This is a genomic window from Planctobacterium sp. AWM4_229 (assembly GCF_056160305.1).
Window position 1 is genome coordinate 14,300 of sequence record NZ_JBSWWX010000002.1, and the last position, 21,759, is coordinate 36,058.

At 46.8% G+C, this 21,759-nt stretch carries 20 protein-coding genes; 10 read left to right on the plus strand and 10 right to left on the minus strand.

From position 1 onward, the window contains the following. Positions 1-134: 134 nt before the first annotated feature. On the plus strand, positions 135-656 hold the full coding sequence (locus ACXAGP_RS03370) for a DUF1569 domain-containing protein (RefSeq protein ID WP_475259522.1): 522 nt from the start codon (positions 135-137) through the stop codon (positions 654-656). Here ACXAGP_RS03370 and ACXAGP_RS03375 read toward each other — a convergent pair. Then, positions 648-1,568, minus strand: coding sequence for a LysR substrate-binding domain-containing protein (locus tag ACXAGP_RS03375; RefSeq protein ID WP_475259524.1), 921 nt, complete (start codon positions 1,566-1,568; stop codon positions 648-650). The genes ACXAGP_RS03370 and ACXAGP_RS03375 overlap by 9 nt on opposite strands. A 106-nt stretch (positions 1,569-1,674) precedes the next feature. Between ACXAGP_RS03375 and ACXAGP_RS03380 the strand changes: the two genes are divergently transcribed. Next, positions 1,675-2,016, plus strand: a complete 342-nt coding sequence (locus ACXAGP_RS03380; RefSeq protein WP_475259525.1) for an early set domain-containing protein — start codon at positions 1,675-1,677, stop codon at positions 2,014-2,016. Between the two features lie 55 nt (positions 2,017-2,071). Here the strand turns inward: ACXAGP_RS03380 and ACXAGP_RS03385 are convergent, their stop codons facing one another. Next, positions 2,072-2,911 carry a helix-turn-helix transcriptional regulator gene (locus ACXAGP_RS03385; RefSeq protein WP_475259526.1) on the minus strand — a complete coding sequence of 280 codons (840 nt, stop codon included), beginning with the start codon at positions 2,909-2,911 and terminating at the stop codon, positions 2,072-2,074. Positions 2,912-3,027: 116 nt separating this feature from the next. On the opposite strand from ACXAGP_RS03385, the gene ACXAGP_RS03390 reads away from it, so the two are divergent. Further along, complete coding sequence (locus ACXAGP_RS03390) at positions 3,028-4,464, plus strand: MATE family efflux transporter (RefSeq protein ID WP_475259528.1); 1,437 nt, start codon at positions 3,028-3,030, stop codon at positions 4,462-4,464. Between the two features lie 302 nt (positions 4,465-4,766). On the opposite strand, the gene ACXAGP_RS03395 is transcribed toward ACXAGP_RS03390, so the two are convergent. After that, positions 4,767-6,419: an amidohydrolase gene (locus ACXAGP_RS03395; protein WP_475259529.1), complete on the minus strand. Its 1,653-nt coding sequence runs from the start codon at positions 6,417-6,419 to the stop codon at positions 4,767-4,769. Continuing rightward, the gene (locus tag ACXAGP_RS03400; protein ID WP_475259530.1) at positions 6,416-6,574 is read right to left on the minus strand and encodes a hypothetical protein; all 159 of its coding nucleotides are present in this window, start codon (positions 6,572-6,574) and stop codon (positions 6,416-6,418) included. The genes ACXAGP_RS03395 and ACXAGP_RS03400 overlap by 4 nt, the downstream gene beginning before the upstream one ends. Between ACXAGP_RS03400 and ACXAGP_RS03405 the strand changes: the two genes are divergently transcribed. Further along, the gene (locus tag ACXAGP_RS03405) at positions 6,575-7,225 is read left to right on the plus strand and encodes an OmpW/AlkL family protein (RefSeq protein ID WP_475259531.1); all 651 of its coding nucleotides are present in this window, start codon (positions 6,575-6,577) and stop codon (positions 7,223-7,225) included. A 140-nt stretch (positions 7,226-7,365) separates the two neighbouring features. On the opposite strand, the gene ACXAGP_RS03410 is transcribed toward ACXAGP_RS03405, so the two are convergent. Next, a complete protein-coding gene (locus tag ACXAGP_RS03410; RefSeq protein ID WP_475259532.1) occupies positions 7,366-8,157 on the minus strand; it encodes a TIGR00266 family protein in 792 nt (263 codons plus the stop codon). 197 nt (positions 8,158-8,354) lie between these two features. On the opposite strand from ACXAGP_RS03410, the gene ACXAGP_RS03415 reads away from it, so the two are divergent. Genes ACXAGP_RS03415 through ACXAGP_RS03425 form a run of 3 tightly spaced genes read left to right on the plus strand, consistent with a single transcriptional unit; the run spans position 8,355 to position 10,842 of the window. Further along, positions 8,355-9,068, plus strand: coding sequence for a hypothetical protein (locus ACXAGP_RS03415; protein ID WP_475259533.1), 714 nt, complete (start codon positions 8,355-8,357; stop codon positions 9,066-9,068). A gap of 14 nt (positions 9,069-9,082) precedes the next feature. Further along, entirely contained in the window at positions 9,083-10,270 is a 1,188-nt protein-coding gene (locus ACXAGP_RS03420; RefSeq protein ID WP_475259534.1) for a M48 family metalloprotease, read from the plus strand. Beyond that, positions 10,267-10,842 (plus strand): hypothetical protein, encoded by a 576-nt coding sequence (locus tag ACXAGP_RS03425; protein ID WP_475259535.1) that lies wholly within the window; start codon positions 10,267-10,269, stop codon positions 10,840-10,842. Before ACXAGP_RS03420 ends, ACXAGP_RS03425 begins: the two co-directional genes overlap by 4 nt. Before the next feature lie 32 nt (positions 10,843-10,874). On the opposite strand, the gene ACXAGP_RS03430 is transcribed toward ACXAGP_RS03425, so the two are convergent. From ACXAGP_RS03430 to ACXAGP_RS03450, 5 genes are all read right to left on the minus strand, one after another. Next, the gene (locus tag ACXAGP_RS03430; protein ID WP_475259536.1) at positions 10,875-11,606 is read right to left on the minus strand and encodes a MipA/OmpV family protein; all 732 of its coding nucleotides are present in this window, start codon (positions 11,604-11,606) and stop codon (positions 10,875-10,877) included. Between the two features lie 179 nt (positions 11,607-11,785). Further along, positions 11,786-12,655 (minus strand): hypothetical protein, encoded by an 870-nt coding sequence (locus ACXAGP_RS03435; protein ID WP_475259537.1) that lies wholly within the window; start codon positions 12,653-12,655, stop codon positions 11,786-11,788. Positions 12,656-12,691: 36 nt separating this feature from the next. Next, entirely contained in the window at positions 12,692-13,435 is a 744-nt protein-coding gene (gene rlmB / locus ACXAGP_RS03440; protein ID WP_475259539.1) for a 23S rRNA (guanosine(2251)-2'-O)-methyltransferase RlmB, read from the minus strand. Further along, positions 13,436-15,772, minus strand: a complete 2,337-nt coding sequence (rnr, locus tag ACXAGP_RS03445) for a ribonuclease R (protein ID WP_475259541.1) — start codon at positions 15,770-15,772, stop codon at positions 13,436-13,438. A gap of 118 nt (positions 15,773-15,890) precedes the next feature. Further along, positions 15,891-16,508, minus strand: coding sequence for a tetratricopeptide repeat protein (locus tag ACXAGP_RS03450; protein WP_475259542.1), 618 nt, complete (start codon positions 16,506-16,508; stop codon positions 15,891-15,893). 255 nt (positions 16,509-16,763) lie between these two features. Between ACXAGP_RS03450 and iadA the strand changes: the two genes are divergently transcribed. The 3 genes from iadA (at position 16,764) to cphA (ending at position 21,745) form a co-directional block, all read left to right on the plus strand. Then, complete coding sequence (iadA, locus tag ACXAGP_RS03455) at positions 16,764-17,939, plus strand: beta-aspartyl-peptidase (RefSeq protein ID WP_475259543.1); 1,176 nt, start codon at positions 16,764-16,766, stop codon at positions 17,937-17,939. A 2-nt stretch (positions 17,940-17,941) separates the two neighbouring features. Next, positions 17,942-18,760, plus strand: a complete 819-nt coding sequence (locus ACXAGP_RS03460; RefSeq protein ID WP_475259544.1) for a cyanophycinase — start codon at positions 17,942-17,944, stop codon at positions 18,758-18,760. A gap of 165 nt (positions 18,761-18,925) precedes the next feature. Then, positions 18,926-21,745: a cyanophycin synthetase gene (gene cphA, locus ACXAGP_RS03465; protein ID WP_475259545.1), complete on the plus strand. Its 2,820-nt coding sequence runs from the start codon at positions 18,926-18,928 to the stop codon at positions 21,743-21,745. The last annotated feature ends 14 nt before the right edge of the window (positions 21,746-21,759 follow it).

Here is a 21,759-nt window from a genome sequence, read left to right on the forward strand (position 1 = left end):
CACAAAGTGACATTTAGTTACCGATGTCAGGCCCGGACTGACGGAAAAATCCTGAAACAGATGATTTAAATTTGACAGTGCGAATCCAGTGATTTGCGGTTAAACTAGGATGACTAAGGCAAAAGTATATGGTTATGAAGCGACGTTTCTTTATTGCATCATCATTATCACTGGGGTTTCTCGGTGTATCAGGGCTTACTGCGTGGAATTTGATCCCGCGCAACAATGAAGATCTCAGCATTGCCACCTTATTAAAGGAACTGAAAAGTATAGATACCGCCGCCCTTTCTATTGAGTCTGGTTGGACGGTAGGGCAAAGCCTGGCCCACATGGCACAGAGTATTGAATACTCGATTACGGGTTATCCAGTGCACAAATCTGAGATGTTCAAATCTACAGTGGGCCGTGCCGCCTTTACTGCGTTTTCCTCTAAAGGTCATATGAAGCACAATCTGGAAGAGGATATTCCCGGCGCTCCATCGGTAGCCAATATCAACGCTGAGGATGGCATGACTCGACTGCTATCCGCATTCGATACTTTTCAAAGCCATCAGGGCGAACTGGCAGAGCACTTCGCCTATGGTCCGTTAAGCCGCGAAGAATACGCTTTAGCTCACGTATTACACGTCAAAGACCATTTCACCCAGCTAGTTTAAGGGCTCGCTTAATGCCGCGATAGTTGGCCTGGCCTGCTCTTTCAACCAAGACTCAAAAGCCTGTACTTTAGGAAAGTTGAAATGAAAATCCGGTGCCACCAGATAACAGGCATAATCACAAATATGGAAAAAACCAAACAATGTCACCAACTGTTTGCTGGCGATATAATCTTGCACTAAAGACTGTTTAACCATTGCAATTCCCTGTCCCGCAAGGACAGCCCCCACTAAAGCAGGCGTGGCATCTCGAATTTCAAAACGATTGCTAAAATCCTCAAAACTAAACTGATAACGCTGTAAAAACACTTCCCAGGCATCATCGGTATCACTGTAATTTTCAGTAATCACCGGAAGGTGACGCAAGTCATCAGGTTGCACATCAGACTGAATCAAATGGGGGTGGCACACCATCACCACACGATCAGTGTAAAGCAGTCTGCTACTTAAATTGTCGTACTTTCCGGGCCCAAAACGAATTGCCAAGTCTAGGTTAAAGTCCTCGTATGCCACTACTTCCGGATCGGGGATCAGTTTTACTTGTAAATCAGGATATTCATTGCGAAACAGGTGTAAGCGAGGAATTAGCCAAAATGTGGCAATGGATGGCAATACATTGATCTTCAATATATTGGGATGGTTATCCTCTTCCAATTGTGCAATGCCTTTTTGAAACTCGCTAAACCCCTTTTGCACATAGGGCAGTAATAACTGCCCCTGCGCAGTGAGGCTCACTTCGCGATTTTTGCGGATAAACAGCTTACACCCCAGCTGACTTTCGAGAGTTTTAATATGTTGACTAATAGCCGCCTGGCTAACAAACAAACTCTCTGCAGCTAGTTTAAAACTCAAGGTTTCTGCTGCAACCTTAAAATATTTCAGTGCTCCCAAGGAGGGAAGACGACGCCCTTTCACTTAAGTTTCTCTTAACCGTGAGTAATTATTGATCGTTTGTTGAGAGTGTTTATTAAACGTACATTCCTGTCAAGAGATTCCCCGTAAACAACACAGGATAAGCAACATGAACAATATCTCGAAAAAAACTGCAATTGCCATCATTTCACTTTGCAACCTTGTCTTTAGCAACTTGTCTTTAGCTGAAGTTAATCAGGATGCAGATTTGTATGTCACCAGCGGTTACCCATACGAAAACCTGGTGAAACGCTATGACAGTGTGAAAATCCACTACACCGAAGACACCACTAACAATGAAATCCAGTGCAAAGTAGAGTTTGATCTGCGAGGACAAGTTTCAACAACAGCGGCCATCACAGCACAGCAAAGGGATTTCGAAGCAGCCCCTTTAAAAGCCTGTCTTCGTCGCGCTGATGCCAAGCAAGCGCTAAACACAACTTTTGAGTAATCTGGCATACCAACAGATTTAGCACGATTGCCATGGAAGGCATTTTTTAGAGCAATTAATGTTGGCCTTGCCGCCAGATACCCGGTGATTCTCCAACCGATTTGCGAAAGCGATGAGAAAAGCTGGTGCCATCATTGTAACCCACACAATGCGCGATTTGCTCAATACTCAAATGACTGTACTTCAATAATTCCCGAGCATGCTGAATGCGCAGCTCAGTGAGGTACTGCATCGGCGATTTGCCCACATTGGCTTTAAACAGCCGAAACAGATGCGGTTCAGACAAGTGCAACTCTTGTGCGATTTTTTCGGTGGTCCAACGAATGTGAAGTCGACCGGAAAGACGAGTGATGAAATCCCAAACCCTACTATCGGCTCCCATAATTGCTCGCCGGTTGCCCAACGCCTGTTTGAGATAACGATACAAAATATCCATCAGTTCGCTTTCAATTTCTGACTGAGCATCTTTTGCCAGTTCGTGCTGTTGGTGCAACAACTTTAATGTAGAGTGCACAACATTCACCTCCTTACAGTGAAACACATCTTGCGGCATCAATCTTAAGCCTTTCCATTGGGGGCTATCACCCAAGATAAACCAACAGGTTTGCCAGCTTTCATCCGCCAATTCAAAATAAAATCCCTTCCCTGCCGGCAATACCGTCAGGGTTTGCGGTCCGATTTCAAATACGCCCTCTTCGGTTGTTAATCTGCCAAAGCCACTTCGGGTAAACAGCAGCAGATGGGTCTGATTGGCAACACGGCCTATCTCATAACGGGTTTTTAGCTCAGAAATACCCGCCAGCTTCACAGAATTGGGCGACAGACTGTGAAATTCGCTGAGACAGATAAACAACTCATTACAGTCTTCGTGGATGTTTTGAATTTCCTGAAACAAGTATCACCCCACACAATGATAGTTTTAAACATAAGCAAGATAACTCTAATGCTACTATCTAAAATGTCAAAGACTACAATGCCCGGCAATAATTATTCATCCGTGGTGAGGTAGAAATGACAACGCTAAACTCAGAAAACATAAACAAAGGCAGTATTAGTTCGCCATCAACACTACTCAGGTGCCTGCAAATTGCCTGGCCGGTTTCCTTGCAAAGTGTTTTAGCGGCCGCCTTGGGAATGATAGATATTATTATGGTTAGTCACCTCGGAGAGAGTGCCGTCGCTGGCATTGGCCTGGCGAGTCGAATCCAGTTTGTACTGCTGATGGTTGGAGGCGCTTTCAGCGTTACAGCGGGCATTGTAGTGGCGCAATACATTGGCGCCCAAAAAGCCCATGCGGTTTCTTCAATTATCGCGCAAATCCTGATAGTGGCCGTTGGATTAATGCTTCCGCTCATTCTGTTGTGCAATATTTTTGGTGTCACGCTGGTATCGATGGGGAGTAACGATACCGATGTTATTGCTATCAGTAGCTCCTATCTGACTATTACCCTACCGTCATTGTTAGTTTTGTTGGTCTATCAGGTATTTGAAGGAGCACTACGTGGCTTGGCTCAAGTATTGGTGCCAATGGTGTTGGGCGCAGTGGCTATGCTTATCAATGTGCTATTAAACTATCTTCTAATCAATGGGTTTACAGTGGCCGACAATATTCTTATTGCCGCCATGGGCACAGATGGTGCTGCATGGGCCACCACCCTATCCAGGGGCATATTACTCTTGTTGTTATTGGTGTGGTTGGTACAACAAAAGCACATTTGTTTACCTCGCAACAAAACCATAAAACTCAAAAATCCAGAATGTGGCTGGTCCAGTATTATCAGAATAAGTTTGCCGGTAGCTATTAATTTCGCCGTCTGGTCGCTAGGGACTTTCGTCTATCAGATTATTTTTGGCAGTCTGGGCACTCAGGCATTGGCAATCATGAGTATGCTGGCCCCGATTGAAGGTACGCTAATTTCATTGTTTATCGGGTTTTCAACCGCATGCTCAGTATTAACCGGTCAGAAATTGGGTAACAACCAAATGGAGTCCGCCTACCGACTCGGTAGAAACCTGACTTATATCATCACCGGTATTGCGCTGTTGACAGGTTGCCTTGTATGGCTGTTTCAGGATTGGTTGCTCGCTCCATTTGCCAGCTATGAACAACACACATTGGAGCTGGCGGCACAAATATTGTTGATTATGTGTTTAGGCATCGCCATCAAAACAGCCAATATGACCATGTCCCTGGGGGTATTACGCTCAGGTGCCGACAATCGATTTTGCTTAATGACTGATACGTTAGGCATGTGGATGGTGGGCATACCGCTGACCTGGTATCTGGCTGGTAGCACCGGCGCACTTTTGTGGGTGTTTATCGCCACTTACAGTGAAGAGTTTACCAAATACTTGTTATTTGCATGGCGCATGCACAGTAAAAAATGGCTGCGCAACATTACTCAAAAAAATGCTGAGATCACCTACCCAGAACCACAAATGCCATAAATACATACCCAAACTACCTCAAGATACTCGACTTCAGCGGGAGGATAAAAGGATTTAGGCAAAGTAAATTGGAGATGGCATGGTTGTTCTCACGTCGATACAATTTGACGCCGCATAAATGCTTTTAGGCCCCGCCCCTCGGGAGCTTCACGGCGCTTCCATTACTGTGTTGCACTTGTTTGAAAGGTAGCCGACATTCCTTCTCAAGTGCGCCTTGTACTGAAAGCGCCGTGATAGCTCTGAAGCAAGCATCTTGAGGTGGTTTGGGTATAGTGTGCCGGAGTGTCAGCCCGGCACGTGGATTATTTCTGCCAAACCAACTCACCATTCACCCAGGTTTGCAAAACAGGTATTTGCCATAGTTGCTCGGGAGCAATGGCAAGCGGATCGTTTTGCAACAAAACGAAGTCGGCTTTTTTACCTGACTCAATAGAGCCAATACTGTTTTCCTGATGCGCTGCATAAGCAGCCCCTTGGGTAAACATCTTGAATGCCTGATGAAGAGAAACCCCTTCTTTAGCATACCAGCCACCTTCAGGCTGGTTATCGCGATCTTGTCGGGTTACCGCGGCGTGGATCCCGTATAAGGGTTCCGCTGGCTCAATAGGAAAGTCCGAACCGCCTGCTAATAATGCATTATTGCTGAGCAACCGTTGCCAGGCGTAAGCACCTTTGATGCGTTCACTACCCAAGCGATCTTCCGCCATATTTTTATCACTGGTGGCATGAGTGGGTTGAACTGAAGCAATAATATTGAATGCCTGAAACCGCTTAAAGTCACCAGGGTGAATTACCTGGGCGTGTTCAATTCGATGCCGCAAATGCTGACTTTGAGTTTTCTTTATGGCTTGCGCGAATGCATCCAATGATACCGTATTCGCCTTATCACCAATGGCGTGGGTATTTACCTGAAATCCTGCCTGCATGGCCTGTAGCGTTAGCTTGTTAAGATTGGGAATATCGTGTAGCAGCAAACCGAAATGTCCAGGTTTGTCGCTATACTCTTCATGTAACGCCGCCCCTCGACTACCTAATGCGCCATCAGAAGATATTTTGACACTGCGGATCACCAACTTGCCATCTTTAGAATAGATATGACCCTTTTGCAGCATCTTTGCATAATTGCGGTCAGTGACATCCAACATTACATAGACACGAATGGGTAGTTTCCCCTCAAGACTCAATTCTTGATAAGCTTGCCAGGTTAAATAATCAACCCCAGCATCGTGCACCGAAGTTAGCCCCAATGAAGCGAGTTTATTCAGGCTGGTTAACAAGTCTTGTTTTACTTCCGGTAAACCCGGCTCGGGGATAAGTGAATACACCAGGTTCATGGCGTTATCTATCAGGATCCCCGTGGGATTGCCGTGCGCATCTTTGATGATCTCTCCACCCTCAGGGGACGGTGTATCTCTGTTGATTCCTGCGAGTTGCAATACCTCCTGATTTACCCAAAGCGCATGGCCATCTATCCTGCCTAGTGCCACCAGCTTGCCTGAAGATATCTTGCTCAGAGCCTCGGCATCAGGAAATGCGCGATCGGACCATAACTCCTGGTTCCAACCCCTACCCCGGATCCATTTGTTGTCTTTATGCCCGGCAATAAACTGTGCGACTCGCTGTAAGGCTTCATCTTCCGACGTTGCTCCGTTAAGCACCACTCGATTAAGTGCCTGGCCATAACCCAAAACATGGCCGTGAGCATCAATCATACCGGGAACCAGCGTCGCTCCCTTGCCATCTATAACCTTTTCAAACTGTTTTTTGTCGGGCACAGTGTGATACACGCCAGTGATCTTATCGTCCTGAAAAGACAAAGCAGAAAATCGTGCCGGGCTATCTTGATGAAACGAATAGCCCTTGATATTAGTCACCAAGGTTTGTGCTTGCACACTACCTGTCAGTGCGATAGCAATACTAAATATAAAGGTCCTTAATGGTTTTATTGTTGTCATTCCATTCTCTCAGCAAGCTTTTGATAAGCCCCTAATTTGACGCGGATCAAAGAAATAATCAAATCCAATAGCACTGCACCCAAGATATTGCGCCAGATCAAAAACAGCACTGCAACAAACTCCATAATGATGTCATCAACTTGACGGAGAAACACATGAAATTATCTAAACTAGCAATGGCTGCTGCTCTGACTCTATTACCTTTGAGCACCATCGCCGCTGAAGCAGGCGACTGGTTAGTAAGAGGCGGTATTACAAGCGTTAACCCAGACGACAGCAGCAGCAATGTATTTGTTGCCGGTGCAGACTTAGGTGTTGGCGTAAGCGTCGACAACAACGCACAATTAGGTTTGAACCTGGCTTATTTCCTGAACAAAAACTGGGCGGTAGAAGTATTGGCAGCGACACCGTTTAGCCACGATATCGATTTGGATACAGTAGGAGCTTTAGGCGAAACAAAACACCTGCCTCCTACGGTATCGGCGCTTTATTATTTTGATATGGGCGACAGCAATGTGCACCCCTATATCGGTTTGGGCGTAAACTACACCGTATTTTTTGACGAAGGGTTCACTGCAGCAAATGAAACTGCCGGATTTTCTGACCTGGATTTAGACGACTCATTTGGTTTTTCTACGCAACTGGGTGTTGATGTTGATATCAACGAGCAATGGTTCTTCAACGCCTCAGTGCGCTGGATTGACATTGACACCGAAGCCACTTTTAAACTGGGTGCTGACACGGGCACTGTAGATGTAGACATCGATCCTTACGTTTATACCCTGTCTTTGGGTTACCGTTTCTAAAGAAGCACTTCCTCTGCGTGTATGAGCAAAGGACTGCTCACTTTTTTACATATGGAGCATGGCTGGACTTGTCCGGGCAACTTGATTCAATAGTTCAGATAGACGCTGCCAATAACTTATTATTGGTGGCGAACAGTGATTTAGTTGTCACCATCAAACATATCACCAATGCCCCCTAAAACACTGCCTTCGCCTTGTCGGCTGCCTCCCATTTGCGGAGCATGCTGAATAATTCTGTCGGCCAGGCGACTAAAAGGTAGTGACTGCAGCCAGACTTTGCCATGGCCACTTAAAGTAGCCAAAAACAGGCCTTCTCCACCAAAAAACATACTGCGTAAGCCTTTGGTCATTTGAATATCGTATTCGATACCGCCAGTAAAACCGACGATACAACCGGTATCCACCCGCAGAGTTTCCCCTTTAAGTTCTTTCTCTATTACAGTGCCACCAGCATGAATAAACGCCATGCCATCACCCTGCAGGCGTTCCAGAATAAAGCCTTCACCACCAAAGAAGCCTGCGCCTAACTTCTTGTTAAAGGCAATATCAATTTTGGTTCCCAATGCTGCGCAAAGAAATGCATCCTTTTGGCAAGTTATTTCCTCACCCACTTGCGCCATATTGACGGGAATAATGGTGCCGGGAAATGGCGAGGCGAAAGCAACGCGCTTTTTACCGTATCCGTGATTGGTAAAGTGGGTCATAAACAAACTTTCGCCGGTGATGACGCGCTTGCCGGCACTGAATAATTTACCCATAAAGCCTTGTTCAGCCTCAGAACCGTCACCCATTTTTGTTTCAAACTCCACGCCGTCTTCCATGTAATTCATGGCTCCGGCTTCCGCGATCACAGTTTCCTGTGGATCTAACTCGACTTCCACCATTTGCATGGAAGCCCCAAGTATTTCGTAATCAATTTCATGACAGCGCATTAGTCTCTCCGTTGGGTATCCGATTTACCGATTCTATTACAACATTAAAAGCAAGGTTCAGTTGAATCGTTAAAAAATTTAAATATTTGTTAACAAATGTATCAGGAATGATATTATCGCCACGTTTGTGGAGTAACAGCCACACAAATTGACATTAATACATAACAACATTCAATGAAATCATGGAGGATCAGCGTATGCACAGGCATGCCACTCGTCTTAAATTAATCATTCTCAGTACGGCTTTGCTAATTTTATCAGGCTGTGCCAGTACGACTAATTACAACTCTGTCGATAAGCTCACCAGCAGCGACAATGAGAAACCTAAATTACTTATCATGCCAATTGATGTAGAGCTCTCTATTTTGGGCGCTACAGGCATAACCGAAGTACAAGCAGAGTGGACAGAGAACGCTCGCACCCACCTTGAAGAAGGTATTAGCCAGTATCTTGCTGAAAATAATAGTAGTGCCACTCCTTACAAAGCAGAAATCGCTGATGTTGATACCGTACAAGCTCAACTTGAAAAACTACACGAAGCTGTTGGCTTCAGTATCCTTGTACATGAGGTTGGAGTGGTAAAACTGCCTACTCGTCCTAAAAATGGCACCTGGACACTAGGTGAAAAAGCGAAAATTTTGAAAGAAGAAACCGGCGCTGACTACGCTCTTTTCGTATTTATGAGAGATAGCTACGCCAGTGCAGGTAGAAAAGCAATGCAGGTATTCGGTGCATTAGTGGGTGTCGGGATAGTTGGTGGTTCACAACTAGGGTTTTCATCGCTGGTTGATCTCAATACTGGTGATATCGTCTGGTTTAACCGTCTGATAAGTACAACAGGTGACCTTAGAGAGCGTGATTCTGCACAAGATACTATTGTAAATCTGCTGGACTCCATACCCTCAGCCTAGGTTTACAAAACGCTATGTTGCCACACAAATTTTTCAAAAAATGTACGACTTTTGTTGTAGCTGCGATACTGACCTTAACTCAAGCCAGTGCAGGTCCGCTGTCCATTGCACCGGTGATAGATGTGAATTATCGCCCAGATCCCTCTTCTGACGAAGGTGGCTTCTGGTATCAGGTGGAGAAAATTGAAAAGGATGTACAACTCTCTCCTTACCGAATTAAGGATGAAGAACTCAATAACTATGTGCAAGGCCTGGTTTGCAAGTTGACGCCTGAATATTGTGACAATATCAGGGTCTATATCATTGACAACCCGCACTTCAATGCGTCGATGTATCCCAATGGGATGATGCATGTGTGGTCAGGCTTATTTCTCAGACTGGAAAATGAAGCGCAGTTGGCTTCTATTCTCGGACACGAAATTGGTCATTACTTGCAAACTCACCAAATCGAGCAGTTCAGAAATCTAAAAAGCGCCAGCAACACTGCTTTATTAATCGATATTGCAGTGGGCTCGCTAACCGGTGTTGTTGGCTTAGGCGCTTTAATGAGCGGTTCTGCTTTGGCGGGATTTGGCCGCGAACAAGAAAGAGAAGCAGACTTAATCGGTATGGAAATGATGGGGCATGCCGGATATGACACAAGTGAATCCAGTAAAGTATGGGGGCTACTCATATCTGAGCGAGATGCCGATCAGTCCAAAGAAGAGAGAAGCCTTTTCTGGGCCACACACCCTGCTTCAGAGGAACGACTGGAAAATTTGCAGCAACATTCCACTCAGTTTCAGAATCAATGGGAAAAACACTATTCCACGGGTGAAAGCGAATATCGCAAACAAGTGGCGAGTATTTATCAAAGAGCGATGAGTAATCACCTTAGTTTGCAGGAGTACGAACAAACTTCATCGATTTTGGAACGTCATAGTCAAATCAACTATGACCCGGCATTGATTCAATACTTTTATGGTGAGTTGTATCGTCTGCGCTCCTCTCCGGGAGATGCGGAGCTATCAATCGCCGCTTACGAAAGTGCTTTGCAACACGAGAATTGCCCAAAAGAGGCCCATAAACAATTGGGTTATCTATACATCAAAGAAAAAAATAATGAACTCGCTATGAAACACTTCGGAAATTACCTTGAGAATTACCCCGAAGCAGAAGACAAAGCGATGATAAAATACTACATGGAGCTTATTAACAAATGAATTTATTCAAACGCGCCCTCATTTTAACCACTATACTGCTAACCACATCTTGTGCTCAATTTAAGCTGATCCCAGCATCACAAATGAGTGTTAAAGGTTTTTCGGTGACCCCTGCTACCACCTGGAGTAAGTCTCCTTTTGAACCAGGCAAGAAAACTGAGCTTTGGACAATTGATGGTTATGGCCTGAACCAAATGCTGGTATTTGGTGAAATTGAAGAAGGCGAAACCCTTCTCAATGAAACCAACAAAGAGCTACCTATGCCTAAGTTCAGAGCGGGGATGTTACCCAATGAATTAGAAGACCTGGTTAAAACCTCTATTATTAATCAAGAGGACGGTAAGCTAAAAATTAACACTAAAAATGTTCGACCTCAGCAAATAGGTGAGCAAATCGCTTTCCGATTTGAGCTTGAGTTTTTCAATCAAAATGGTTTGAAAAAGAATAGCGATGTGATTATTTGGGAAAAAGAAGGCAAGCTTTACGGCATGATTTTCACTGCACCGAGTTTGCACTATTACGAAAGCTACGAAGCGGCATTGAACACAACTTATAATTCAATCAGCGTATAGTAAATACCTAAAGGGGCCATCTGGCCCCTGTTCTAGAAACGATATACATAGCCTACAAAAAAGCTGCTGCTCTGCCCCTCTTCCATTAGGGGACTATCCTCAATTTCACTGCCTAAAAACGAATAGTTTAGGGCAGCAATGATGTTTTGATTGTCTGTTACCGGCCAAAAACCCGAAATGCCTAAACTTACATTTACGGTATTTTCAGCGATGTATTCCGGACGTAAAACCGTCGCTTCTGAAGTGCGAACACCATAATAATAATCCACCAAATTATCACTCAGATAACTCACTTCCACAGAGGGCGTCAATCGACCGCCAAGAGCAGGAAAGCCTTTACTGAGTGTGGCACTAAACTCATAACCTTCATGCTCAGACAATACATCTGCCTGGCCCGATAAAGTAAAATCTACTAGCTTATTTTCAAACTTGTAGGCCGCGCCAAGATCCAGGCTACCCTTACGTTCTTCCATACCGGCAAAAAAATCAGAGTCATCCAGTTCAAAACCATCAAAGCGATATTCGGCAAAAACAGTAACGTTATCCGCAATGCGATAGCCTAGTTCAGGTCCCTGCCAGTAAAAGTTTTGCCCCTGATAAAACACCATGGGGAAGACCTGAGTCTCGATATCTCCGCCGCGATAGCCCTGGTCTTGCACCATTACCGCAAAACCGACACCCCACCCTGTCTGTCGCTGATTAGCTTGCGTTTGAGCGCTCAGCAATAACGCGGTACTGAACAAAGCAGCCGTCAATATTCTCATAGATTTTCTACTCTTTAAGTTGAATAAATGTGGCATATTGCTTCCGGGCACAGCCACCTGGAGAGGTTATTCTACGAGTAGTAAATTAATAATCATTGAATTAAACATGACGTTTTTGTAACGATTTATAGAGAGGGGGCGACTATTCGTCAGTTCTGTAAGGATTTTGCAAATAAACGCTAATTCAGCGCTGTATTCTTATGATGCACTATCGCTATTTTGCGTTTATTGGGTGAGATCGCAAGGCGAGTTATGCCCTGTAATTTGAGTGACTCCGGCATGGTAACCGGGAACCAGGTTTTTTGTTGTTGGTCCCACCAAAGCAGTTGCTTACCGTCAGAAGTAATGATTTGCTCCGCATTAAGCCAGGCATAATCTTGGGATTGCTCTGGTAATTTCATTAGTTCAGCAGAAGAACTGTCGGTAAAATCCCAGGTTCGCAACTGGTGATAGCCCTCTTCTTCGGTGGTATAGGAAATCTTGCTACTACCCGGTACCAGGGCCAGACAACGGCCAATATTGTCATCCACCAACTTAGTGGTTTCTTGCCCCAGTGACGTTACTTCGAGGCGATGGGGTTGCCCCAGTACAAACAAAGCGACGTTGTCTTTTTGCCAAACGTGATAGCCCACAGGTTTAACGTTACTGAATAGCAATTCAAAACTACCGTCACTGTTTATTTGCCATAAGCGCTGCGTACCGTCATGCTCCACTCTGACGGTAGACAATGCCCCTTGTCGAGTAGGAATAGGAGTCGGTGAGTATTCACTTTCTAGGGTTTTTGTAATGGCCACTTCATGCCCCATTTGCCACAGCCAGACATCAGCGTTGACATCATCCATCCTCGTAAAATAGAGAGAGTTGTTATCAATGAATACCGGTTGATTTTCATAGCCCTGGCGATGAGCGATGGCAACGGGGTTAGCTATAGCCAAAGTGTCTGCGGTGTTAACAAGGTCGAACATAGTTATATCGTGGTCAGGCATGTCTTCTTGCGCCATGACAAAGAAACTACTCATCAATAACAGACTTAGCAGTAATCTTTTCATCTCACTTTACCCTCTACCTTCCAGATAATTCGCCAATCATTTAGCTATGCGTTGTCGCACAATCTCATACAAACAAATTCCCGTCGCCACTGATACATTGAGACTGGATACCGAGCCTGCCATGGGCAGTTTTATCAGTTCATCACAAACTTCTCGAGTTAACCTGCGCATGCCTTTGCCTTCGGCTCCCATCACCAGCGCCATTGGCCCAGACAGTTTTACGTCATAAATCAGTTGTTCAGCCTCACCAGTGGTACCGATGACCCAAACACCTGATTCTTGCATCTGACGCAATGTGCGAGCCAGATTTGTCACCTGAATTAGCGGTGTGGTCTCAGCTGCTCCACAGGCTACTTTTCGCGCCGTAGGGGTCAAGTTGGCCGATTTGTCTTTCGGCACCACCATGGCATGCACGCCAGCGGCATCAGCACTGCGCAAACAAGCTCCCAGGTTGTGCGGATCCGTCACTCCATCGAGCACCAGAATAAAAGGGTTGTCTTGTTTTTCCAGGATCTCATCGAGATCTTTTTCGTCCAGCACTCGTCCCGGCTTGGCCTTGGCAACAATCCCCTGATGTTGCTCGCCCTTAACTTTGTCATCCAATACCTTACGCTGACAAAATTGTACCGCAACACCAAAGCGTCTGGCTTGATTAATAATGTTACGTAATTTTTCGTCATCGCGGCCTTTCAGAACATACAGTTCAATCAGGCGTTCTGGCTCTCTGGCTACCACAGCCTCCAGTGCATGAAGTCCGTACAACCATTCTTGCTGTGCCATCTATTTTCCTCGTTTTTTACTTTTACTGCTGGACGGTTTAGCGCCACTGGTCGCTTTTTTACCGGGCTTTTTACGACTGCTTTTGGCAGCAATGCGCTTCGCTTTCACCTGGTCAGATTTACCAGATTTCGCCTTAGAAGCCCGGCGAGATTTGCGCGTTGGTAATGGCATATCCAAAACAAAATCGATTTTTCGCTCGTCCAGGTTCACAGCGATAACTTTGACTTCTACCTGATCACCCAGCCGGAAGATCGTGCCTCCAGATTCGCCAATTAAATACTGACGGGTTTCATCGTATTGATAATAGTCATTAGTCAATGTGGTGATATGCACCAGACCATCGATGTGGAATTCGGATAAGCGCACAAAAAAGCCAAAGTTAGTTACCGAAGCAATAACACCTTCAAATGAGTCCCCTACATGGGCTTGCATAAACTCACATTTCAACCAGTCAGATACATCTCTCGTGGCATCATCGGCCCGGCGTTCGGTCATGGAGCAATGTTCGCCCAACATGCCGACTTCATCTTCGTTGTAGGCATAGCCGCCGGTTTTACTCTTGCGCTGTGCCTGTTTGTCTAAAATGGCTTTAATAGCGCGATGTACCACTAAATCGGGATAGCGACGAATGGGCGAAGTAAAATGCGCATAGGCCTCCAGTGCTAAGCCAAAGTGGCCGACGTTGTCCGGGTCGTAAATGGCCTGTTGCATAGAGCGCAGTAACATGGTCTGGATGAGTTCCTGGTCCGGTCGCCCTTGGATTTTCTTCACTACATCACAAAACTGTTTGGGTGTCGCTTTGCCCGTCAGGCCATGGGATATCCCTACTTCTGAGAGGTAACTCAAAAACGACTTCAGGCGCTCCTCGCTGGGCTCCTCATGAATGCGGTACAAGCCCTCGGCTTTGTTGCTTTGCAACATATCGGCCGCAGCCACATTGGCCATGATCATGCACTCTTCGATGATCTTGTGGGCATCGTTGCGCACAACGGGCACTATATGATCTATTTTGCGTTCGGCATTAAATACAAACTTGGTTTCTTGAGTTTCAAACTCAATGGCACCGCGCTCGGCACGGGATTTCTTCAGTGCTTTGTACAGCTTATAAAGATTTTGCAGATGAGGTACATGATCAAAATAGCGTTTATATAGCTCCGGGTCGCCTTCCAAAATAGCCCACACTTTGTTGTAGGTAAGCCTGGCGTGGGAGTTCATCACCGCTTCGTAAAACTGATAGCCTTGCAGTTTACCAGATGAGCTTATGCTCATCTCGCACACCATGCAAAGTCTGTCTACATTAGGATTTAATGAGCACAAGCCGTTAGACAGCACCTCGGGTAACATGGGTACCACTTGTTCGGGAAAATACACTGAGGTGCCGCGATTTTGCGCTTCATCATCCAGCGCCTTTTTAGGGCGCACGTAATAACTCACATCGGCAATGGCTACCCACAACTGCCAGCCGCCATCTTCTTGCGGCTCGCAGAATACCGCATCATCAAAATCTCGTGCATCTTCGCCGTCAATGGTGACCAGAGGAAGTTGACGCAAATCAATGCGACCTTTTTTGGCGGCTTCGTTGACTTCCTCCCCCAAGCCACTGATTTCATTGGTTACTTTCAGTGGCCATGCATGGGGAATATCAAAATTGCGCAGCGCCATTTCGATTTCCATGCCCGGTGCCATGTGTTCGCCTAAGACTTCAATGATACGGCCAATCGGCGATACCCGCTTGCGCGGCCGCTGGGTCATTTCGGCAACAACCACATGACCTTGTTTAGCGCCATTAACGCGCTCAGGTGGAATGATTAGTTCAAAGCGCAACCGGCTGTCGTCGGGAATGACAATGCCCACACCGCTTTCCATAAAAAAGCGACCAACGATAGGTTCATCACGAGGTTCAACTATCTCAATGTTTCTGGCTTCGATACGACCTTTGGCATCTTTCTTACCGGCAACGGCAGCCACCTTATCGCCGTGCAACAAAAATTGCATCTGGCCACCGGAGATGTACAGATCCCGTTCACCATCATCACGCTTTAAAAAACCAAAGCCATCGCGATGACCAATCACCGAACCGGTAACGTGGGTAATAACAGAGCCGACTTCGTATCGTTTTTGGCGATTAAAGATGACCTGGCCTTCTCGCTCCATAGCCCGTAATCGTCTCTGCACCGCAATGCGGCTGGTTTCGTCATTGGCATTAACTTTGTGGCAAATATCGAGAAACGACAGCGCGCGCTCGGCGTCATTAATGAGCTGAAGAATGTATTCTCTGGAAGCTACGGGTTGTTCGTATTTGGCCTTTTCCCTGGCGTAGTATGGATCGTCTTGCATATCTCTCGACGGAGCGGCAGCTCCCTGACTGTGTAATGCCTCTCAGTATATCAACATGCCCAAAGATTGCATTGCTACATAGGAATAAAATTTTGCAGATTCAATGGGCTGTGCGCTGTTAAGACTCCAAAGGCCGTCTGGCACGACGTACACTTTTGGGGTGCATGAGCTCTTCCAGCGACGCCATGCAGTCGGCAATCTTTTGGTGCAGCTCGTCATCATTGGTAATGGCATTGTATAACCAGTGATAGGTGTCTTCATAGTCGTAAGGACTACCATGACCTTCAATGAATAGCTCTGCCAACTGGATTTGCGCTTTGAGATTGCCTAAAGAGCCTGCTTCACGCAAATACACAATCCCCCGTGGAATGTCTTTTTGAACAAGTTTGCCAGCAGCGTAATACCGCCCCAACTGTTCCATTGCAGGTGCGAGGCCTTGCATTGCCGCCTCTTCCATCAAGGGTACGCCGCGTTCAGGATCCGCTTCAACACAGACTCCCCACGCCAACATGTCCCCCCAAAGGAACTGGTAAGCTGGCACTTTTAATGTCTCAGCGCGAGCTTCTATATCTTGCACCAACTGACAATCATCTAATACCACACGCGATAGATGCTCGTTGCGATTGATCAGCCGTAATAATTCATCCTGAGAGTAAAGTTGCACCGCTTTAATTTGAGACTGGGCATTAACCGCACCCACCCAAAATCCCAAAAGTAACAACAGTAATCTTTTCATGGTATTTCTCTTCAATTCGTTAGCTTGTCTATCGGCAGCTCTGCCCAAAACTCAAATGTCTCTCCTGGTCAGCCGCGTGCCAAACTAAAACTTCACCAATGCCTGAAACTTTGCACTACAATCTAAATGGTATGTGTTCCGCAAAAGTGACAAAATAGTGTCATGCCTTTTTGTTATGCATATTTTGTGCACGAAAGTACTTGCAACCAAAAATAACTGATTTACGATTGCAGCCCCGTAAAATAAGGCCCAAGCATGTCTACATCCAGTCAATTCACATTGTTACGCAACGCTAACGTTTTTGCTCCTGCTGCATTGGGCTTAAAAAACATACTAATTTGCGGCAAAAAGGTTCTGTATATCGGCGATGATTTGCCGCAACTATCAGACTGCTTGACGGTGCAAGAAATTGATTTGGCCGGAAAAGCCGTGCTACCCGGATTTATCGATGCCCATACTCACATTACCGGTGGTGGCGGCGAAGCGGGTTTTGCTACGCGCGTCCCTCCCGTTCCCTTAAGTCATTTTACCAGTGCCGGGGTCACCTCTGTGGTGGGCTTATTGGGCACAGATGATGTTACTCGCAATACCCAGTCGGTAGTGGCGCAGGTATATGCCTTGCGAGAAGAAGGATTGTCCGCCTGGTGTTACACCGGTGGTTATCACCTACCGCCCACGACACTTACCGGCTCAGTGAAATCGGATATCGTATTTATCGAGCCCGTTATTGCGGTGGGCGAACTAGCAATTAGTGATCATCGCTCCAGCCAACCAACATTTGACGAGCTGATAAAGGTTGCAGCAGAGTGCCATGTGGCACGTTTAATGACAGGCAAAGCCGGGGTATTGCACTTACACCTTGGCGATGGTGAGCGGGGTTTAAGTCTGGTTAGAAGAGCGTTGCAGGAAACTGAAATTCCGGCGCGAACCTTTAACCCAACTCACGTTAACCGCCGCCGCGCATTGTTTGAAGAGGCCTGCGAATTAACCCAAAAAGGTTGTTGGATAGACATCACCGCCTTTGAAACAGGCCCCGAAGGCTATGAGCCTGATGAAGCCATACTGCACTTTCTTGAGCAAGGCTTTCCTACAGATAAACTCACCATTAGTTCTGATGGTGGCGGTTGTCTGCCTTGTTTTAATCAGCAGGGTGAGCTCACCAAGATGGACTTTGCCACCTCGAAAGCCATGACTGCGGTATTTTTTCAGTTACTCCAGCAAGGGCAATCTATTGAGAAGATTTCGCCCTTTTTCAGTCAAAACGTTGCAAATCTTTTGCAACTTCCTAACAAAGGGCAACTGACAGTAAACGGCGATGCCGACCTGATAGTGCTCAATAGCAAACAAGACGATATTGACCATGTAATGGCGCTAGGGCGCTGGCACAAGTTCAATGGCGAACAAATTAAAAAAGGTACATTTGAGGTTTGAATATGCCATCACCAGCAATAGACGGACAAAAGCGCGGCTATGTAATTCCGATTGGCGGCGCGGAAGAAAAAATCGATAACCCAGAAATTCTCAGCAAGTTTGTGGAACTGGCCGGCGGCCGTGAAGCAAAAATTTGTGTTATTCCCACTGCTTCCAGATTAGAAGACACAGGCTCCCGTTATGAGACGTTATTCCGAGACTTAGGCGCTGGACAAGCTGACTCTTTGCCTATCGCCGAGCGCTCAGATGCACAGGATGAAACCCATCTGGATATCATTGAAAATGCCACCGCTATTTTCATTACTGGCGGCAATCAACTGCGATTATCTACCATTTTAGGTGGCACTCCAGTGGCGAAAGCGATTCGCCAGGCCAATGCTCGAGGAGCCCATGTTGGCGGAACCTCGGCTGGTGCAGCCATCATTTCCCAACACATGATCGCAGGCGGTAACGTGGGTATCGTACCCACCGAAGATGGTGTGAACCTGGCTCCCGGCATGGGCCTTATCAATACCGTTGTGGTAGATCAGCACTTTAACGAACGCAATCGCCTGGCAAGGCTACTTAGTGCCGTATCTTACAATCCCTTTTTAGTGGGTGTTGGCCTTGACGAAAATACCGCAGCATTCATTGATGACAACAATATTTTCACCGTTGTAGGTAGTGGCGCTATTACCGTAGTAGATCCATCGGACATAGAGTATTCCTCCATGGCTGAAGCGCGCCGCGGTGAAGCCCTGACCTTGCTCAATCTAAAGGTACACATTCTGGCTTCTGGTGCCCGATATGATATCAGTAATCGCATCGCCCATATCGATTGATTACTTAGCAGGCAGAGCGCAATAATCCTCAGAAAAAAGTGGCATTCGCCACTTTTTTTGTTTATACCTAGTGCTGTAACAGACTTTTTTCTGTAACCAAAAAATCATCATCTTTGCACACCTTCGCACTTTTCCAACATGCGGAAAATAAGGACGTACGACTCAATGAAAATTACCACTTCTAATGTCTATGTTGGCCCTAATGTCTATGCCAACTTTCCCGTTATTCGTCACCAGATAGACTTGGGTGAATTAGAAAACTGGCCTTCGGCAAAATTAGGCGAAGAATTTATCAATGGTTTGCTGGAAGCAGTGCCGAGTTTACACAGCCACGGTTGCTCTTATGGTGTGGAAGGTGGCCTGGTGCGCCGTCTGCGGGAAGATGAAGGTACCTGGATGGGGCACATCTGGGAGCACGTCGCCCTTGAATTACAAGACCTGGCAGGCTCCAAGGTTACCTTTGGTAAGACCCGTGGTACCGGAGAGCATGGTTGCTACAACGTGGTTTACGAATACAAACAGCGGGATGTCGGCTTGGCAGCAGGTGAATTGGCCATGAAACTGCTTATGCACTTATTACCTGAGCCCGTCAAACAGCAAGTGCCATTTGATTACGAAGATGATTTTGATTTCAGCGACGAACTTCAGTCTTTTGTGCGGGCTGCCCAGCGTAAAGAATTTGGTCCCAGTACCGGCTCTTTGGTTAAAGCCGCAGAAGAGCGTGATATCCCCTGGTTGCGCCTGAACAAATACAGCCTGGTGCAATTTGGTCACGGAAAATACCAGCAGCGCATCCAGGCCACAGTCACCAGCGAAACCCGTCATATCGCGGTAGAAATCTCCTGCGATAAAGAAGACACCCATAATTTGTTGAGTGATCTGGGTTTGCCCGTTCCCGTTCAACACATGATTTACAGTGAGCGCCAGGCAGTAAGAGCCGCCAGGCGCATTGGCTACCCGGTGGTGGTGAAGCCCCTTAACGCCAATCACGGTCGCGGGGTGAGCATTAATTTGGACTCTGATGAGCAAGTAGAAGCGGCCTTTGCCGAAGCGCAAAAGTTTGGCTCCAGTCGTGCTGTCTTAGTAGAAAGTTATCTTACTGGTTTTGATCACCGCATGCTGGTAGTGAACAACGAACTGGTAGCCGTGGCGAAAAGAGTCCCCGGTCATGTGGTGGGTGATGGCAAACATACAATCAGCGAGTTGGTGGATATCGTTAACGAAGATCCTCGTCGCGGTATCGGTCATGAAAAGGTGCTGACTCGTCTGGAGCTGGATAATCAAGCTCAGCGCCTGTTAGAAGAGGCAGAGTTAACAGCAGAATCGGTATTAGAGGACGGCAGAGTATTTTATTTGCGCTCTACCGCGAACCTGTCCACTGGTGGTACGGCAATTGATGTCACCGATATAGTGCATCCCGACAATCGGGATATGGCGGTACGGGCTATCAAAGCCATTGGTTTAGACGTGGGTGGTGTGGACTTTCTCACCGATGACATTAGTAAGTCTTACAAAGAAATTGGCGGTGGTATCTGCGAGTGTAACGCCGCTCCGGGTTTCAGAATGCACGTCGCACCCAGTGAGGGACAATCGCGGGATGTGGCGGGTAAAGTAATGGATATGCTGTTCCCGGCGGGCAGTCAGGCAAAAATTCCCATCGCAGCAATTACTGGTACCAATGGTAAAACCACCACATCCAGAATGCTGGCCAGTATCATGAAAGCCGCCAACTTTACCACCGGCATGACCTCCACCGACGGGGTCTATATTGATGGCCATTTAACCGTTAAGGGGGATATGACCGGTCCCACATCGGCACAAATCGTTTTGCGCGATCCAAACGTAGATTTCGCCATTATGGAAACCGCCCGTGGCGGTATTGTAAAACGCGGCTTAGGCTACAACTGGTGTGATGTTGGGGCATGCCTCAATATTAGTGCTGATCACCTTGGGCAGCGCGGCGTCAACACCCTTGATGATTTGGCGCAGATTAAACGTGTTGTGGTGGAAGTTGCCAAAGATTGTGCCGTGCTGAATGCCGACGATCCCTTGGTTTTGCAAATGGCTGACTATTGTCAGGCAAAGCGCTTCTGCTACATCACCACCGATTCAGGCCACGGCTTGGTGAGAGAGCACATTCGCTCTGGTGGTATGGCGGTAGTGCTGGAAAAAGGCATCAATGGCGATATGATCACCATTTATGACAAAGGCGCGCACATTCCACTACTTTGGACCCACCTGATCCCGGCAACCATCGAAGGTAAAGCCATGCACAATGTGCAAAACGCTATGTTTGCGGCGGGTATGGCCTACGCTTTTGACACCTCCCTGGACGATATTCGCCAGGGACTGAGAACCTTCAACACCTCCTTCTTCCAGGCACCGGGTCGTCTGAACGTATTTGATGAACACCCATTCAAAGTGGTACTGGATTATGCTCATAACCCAGCGGCCATTCAAACCATCACCGACCTGGCCATGCGTCTGGAAATTAAAGGCAAACGCCGCATCGTTATGGCCATGCCGGGCGACAGGAGAGATGAAGATGTAATCGAAGCGGCGAAGATTGCCGCGCAAGGTTTTGATGAGTTTATCTGTAAGGCCGATGACGACCGTCGTGGTCGTGGTCCTGATGAAATTCCCACGCTACTGGCTACACAGCTCAAAGCCGAGGGTATTCCGGAGCAGGCCATTCAGATTATCCCGGATGAACAAACTGCCATTGAAACCGGTTTGCAAATGAGCCAAGAGGGCGATTTGTTGATTGTATTGGGTGACAACATATCTCGCTGTTGGAAGCAGATTGTGCACTTTAATGATGTCAACAAAACCGAAGTCACACAAAGCAGTGCGCCTTCCCAAGACTTCCCGGAAAAGTTATTTGAGCCCAAAGAACACAAGTACGAGCTCACCGCCGGACAAAAAATGGTGTCGGATGAGCGCGGTGTGCGTATTGTTATGGAGCATGACGAAGAGGCTGACTAGCCCTTCGTTGACTT

Coding starts and splice junctions, on each gene's coding strand:
- ACXAGP_RS03370 (WP_475259522.1), top strand. CDS start 135: ATGAAGCGACGTTTCTTTATTGCATCATCATTATCACTGGGGTTTCTC.
- ACXAGP_RS03380 (WP_475259525.1), top strand. CDS start 1,675: ATGAACAATATCTCGAAAAAAACTGCAATTGCCATCATTTCACTTTGC.
- ACXAGP_RS03390 (WP_475259528.1), top strand. CDS start 3,028: ATGACAACGCTAAACTCAGAAAACATAAACAAAGGCAGTATTAGTTCG.
- ACXAGP_RS03395 (WP_475259529.1), bottom strand. CDS start 6,419: ATGACAACAATAAAACCATTAAGGACCTTTATATTTAGTATTGCTATC.
- ACXAGP_RS03405 (WP_475259531.1), top strand. CDS start 6,575: ATGAAATTATCTAAACTAGCAATGGCTGCTGCTCTGACTCTATTACCT.
- ACXAGP_RS03410 (WP_475259532.1), bottom strand. CDS start 8,157: ATGCGCTGTCATGAAATTGATTACGAAATACTTGGGGCTTCCATGCAA.
- ACXAGP_RS03415 (WP_475259533.1), top strand. CDS start 8,355: ATGCACAGGCATGCCACTCGTCTTAAATTAATCATTCTCAGTACGGCT.
- ACXAGP_RS03420 (WP_475259534.1), top strand. CDS start 9,083: ATGTTGCCACACAAATTTTTCAAAAAATGTACGACTTTTGTTGTAGCT.
- ACXAGP_RS03425 (WP_475259535.1), top strand. CDS start 10,267: ATGAATTTATTCAAACGCGCCCTCATTTTAACCACTATACTGCTAACC.
- ACXAGP_RS03430 (WP_475259536.1), bottom strand. CDS start 11,606: ATGAGAATATTGACGGCTGCTTTGTTCAGTACCGCGTTATTGCTGAGC.
- ACXAGP_RS03435 (WP_475259537.1), bottom strand. CDS start 12,655: ATGAAAAGATTACTGCTAAGTCTGTTATTGATGAGTAGTTTCTTTGTC.
- rlmB (WP_475259539.1), bottom strand. CDS start 13,435: ATGGCACAGCAAGAATGGTTGTACGGACTTCATGCACTGGAGGCTGTG.
- rnr (WP_475259541.1), bottom strand. CDS start 15,772: ATGCAAGACGATCCATACTACGCCAGGGAAAAGGCCAAATACGAACAA.
- ACXAGP_RS03450 (WP_475259542.1), bottom strand. CDS start 16,508: ATGAAAAGATTACTGTTGTTACTTTTGGGATTTTGGGTGGGTGCGGTT.
- iadA (WP_475259543.1), top strand. CDS start 16,764: ATGTCTACATCCAGTCAATTCACATTGTTACGCAACGCTAACGTTTTT.
- ACXAGP_RS03460 (WP_475259544.1), top strand. CDS start 17,942: ATGCCATCACCAGCAATAGACGGACAAAAGCGCGGCTATGTAATTCCG.
- cphA (WP_475259545.1), top strand. CDS start 18,926: ATGAAAATTACCACTTCTAATGTCTATGTTGGCCCTAATGTCTATGCC.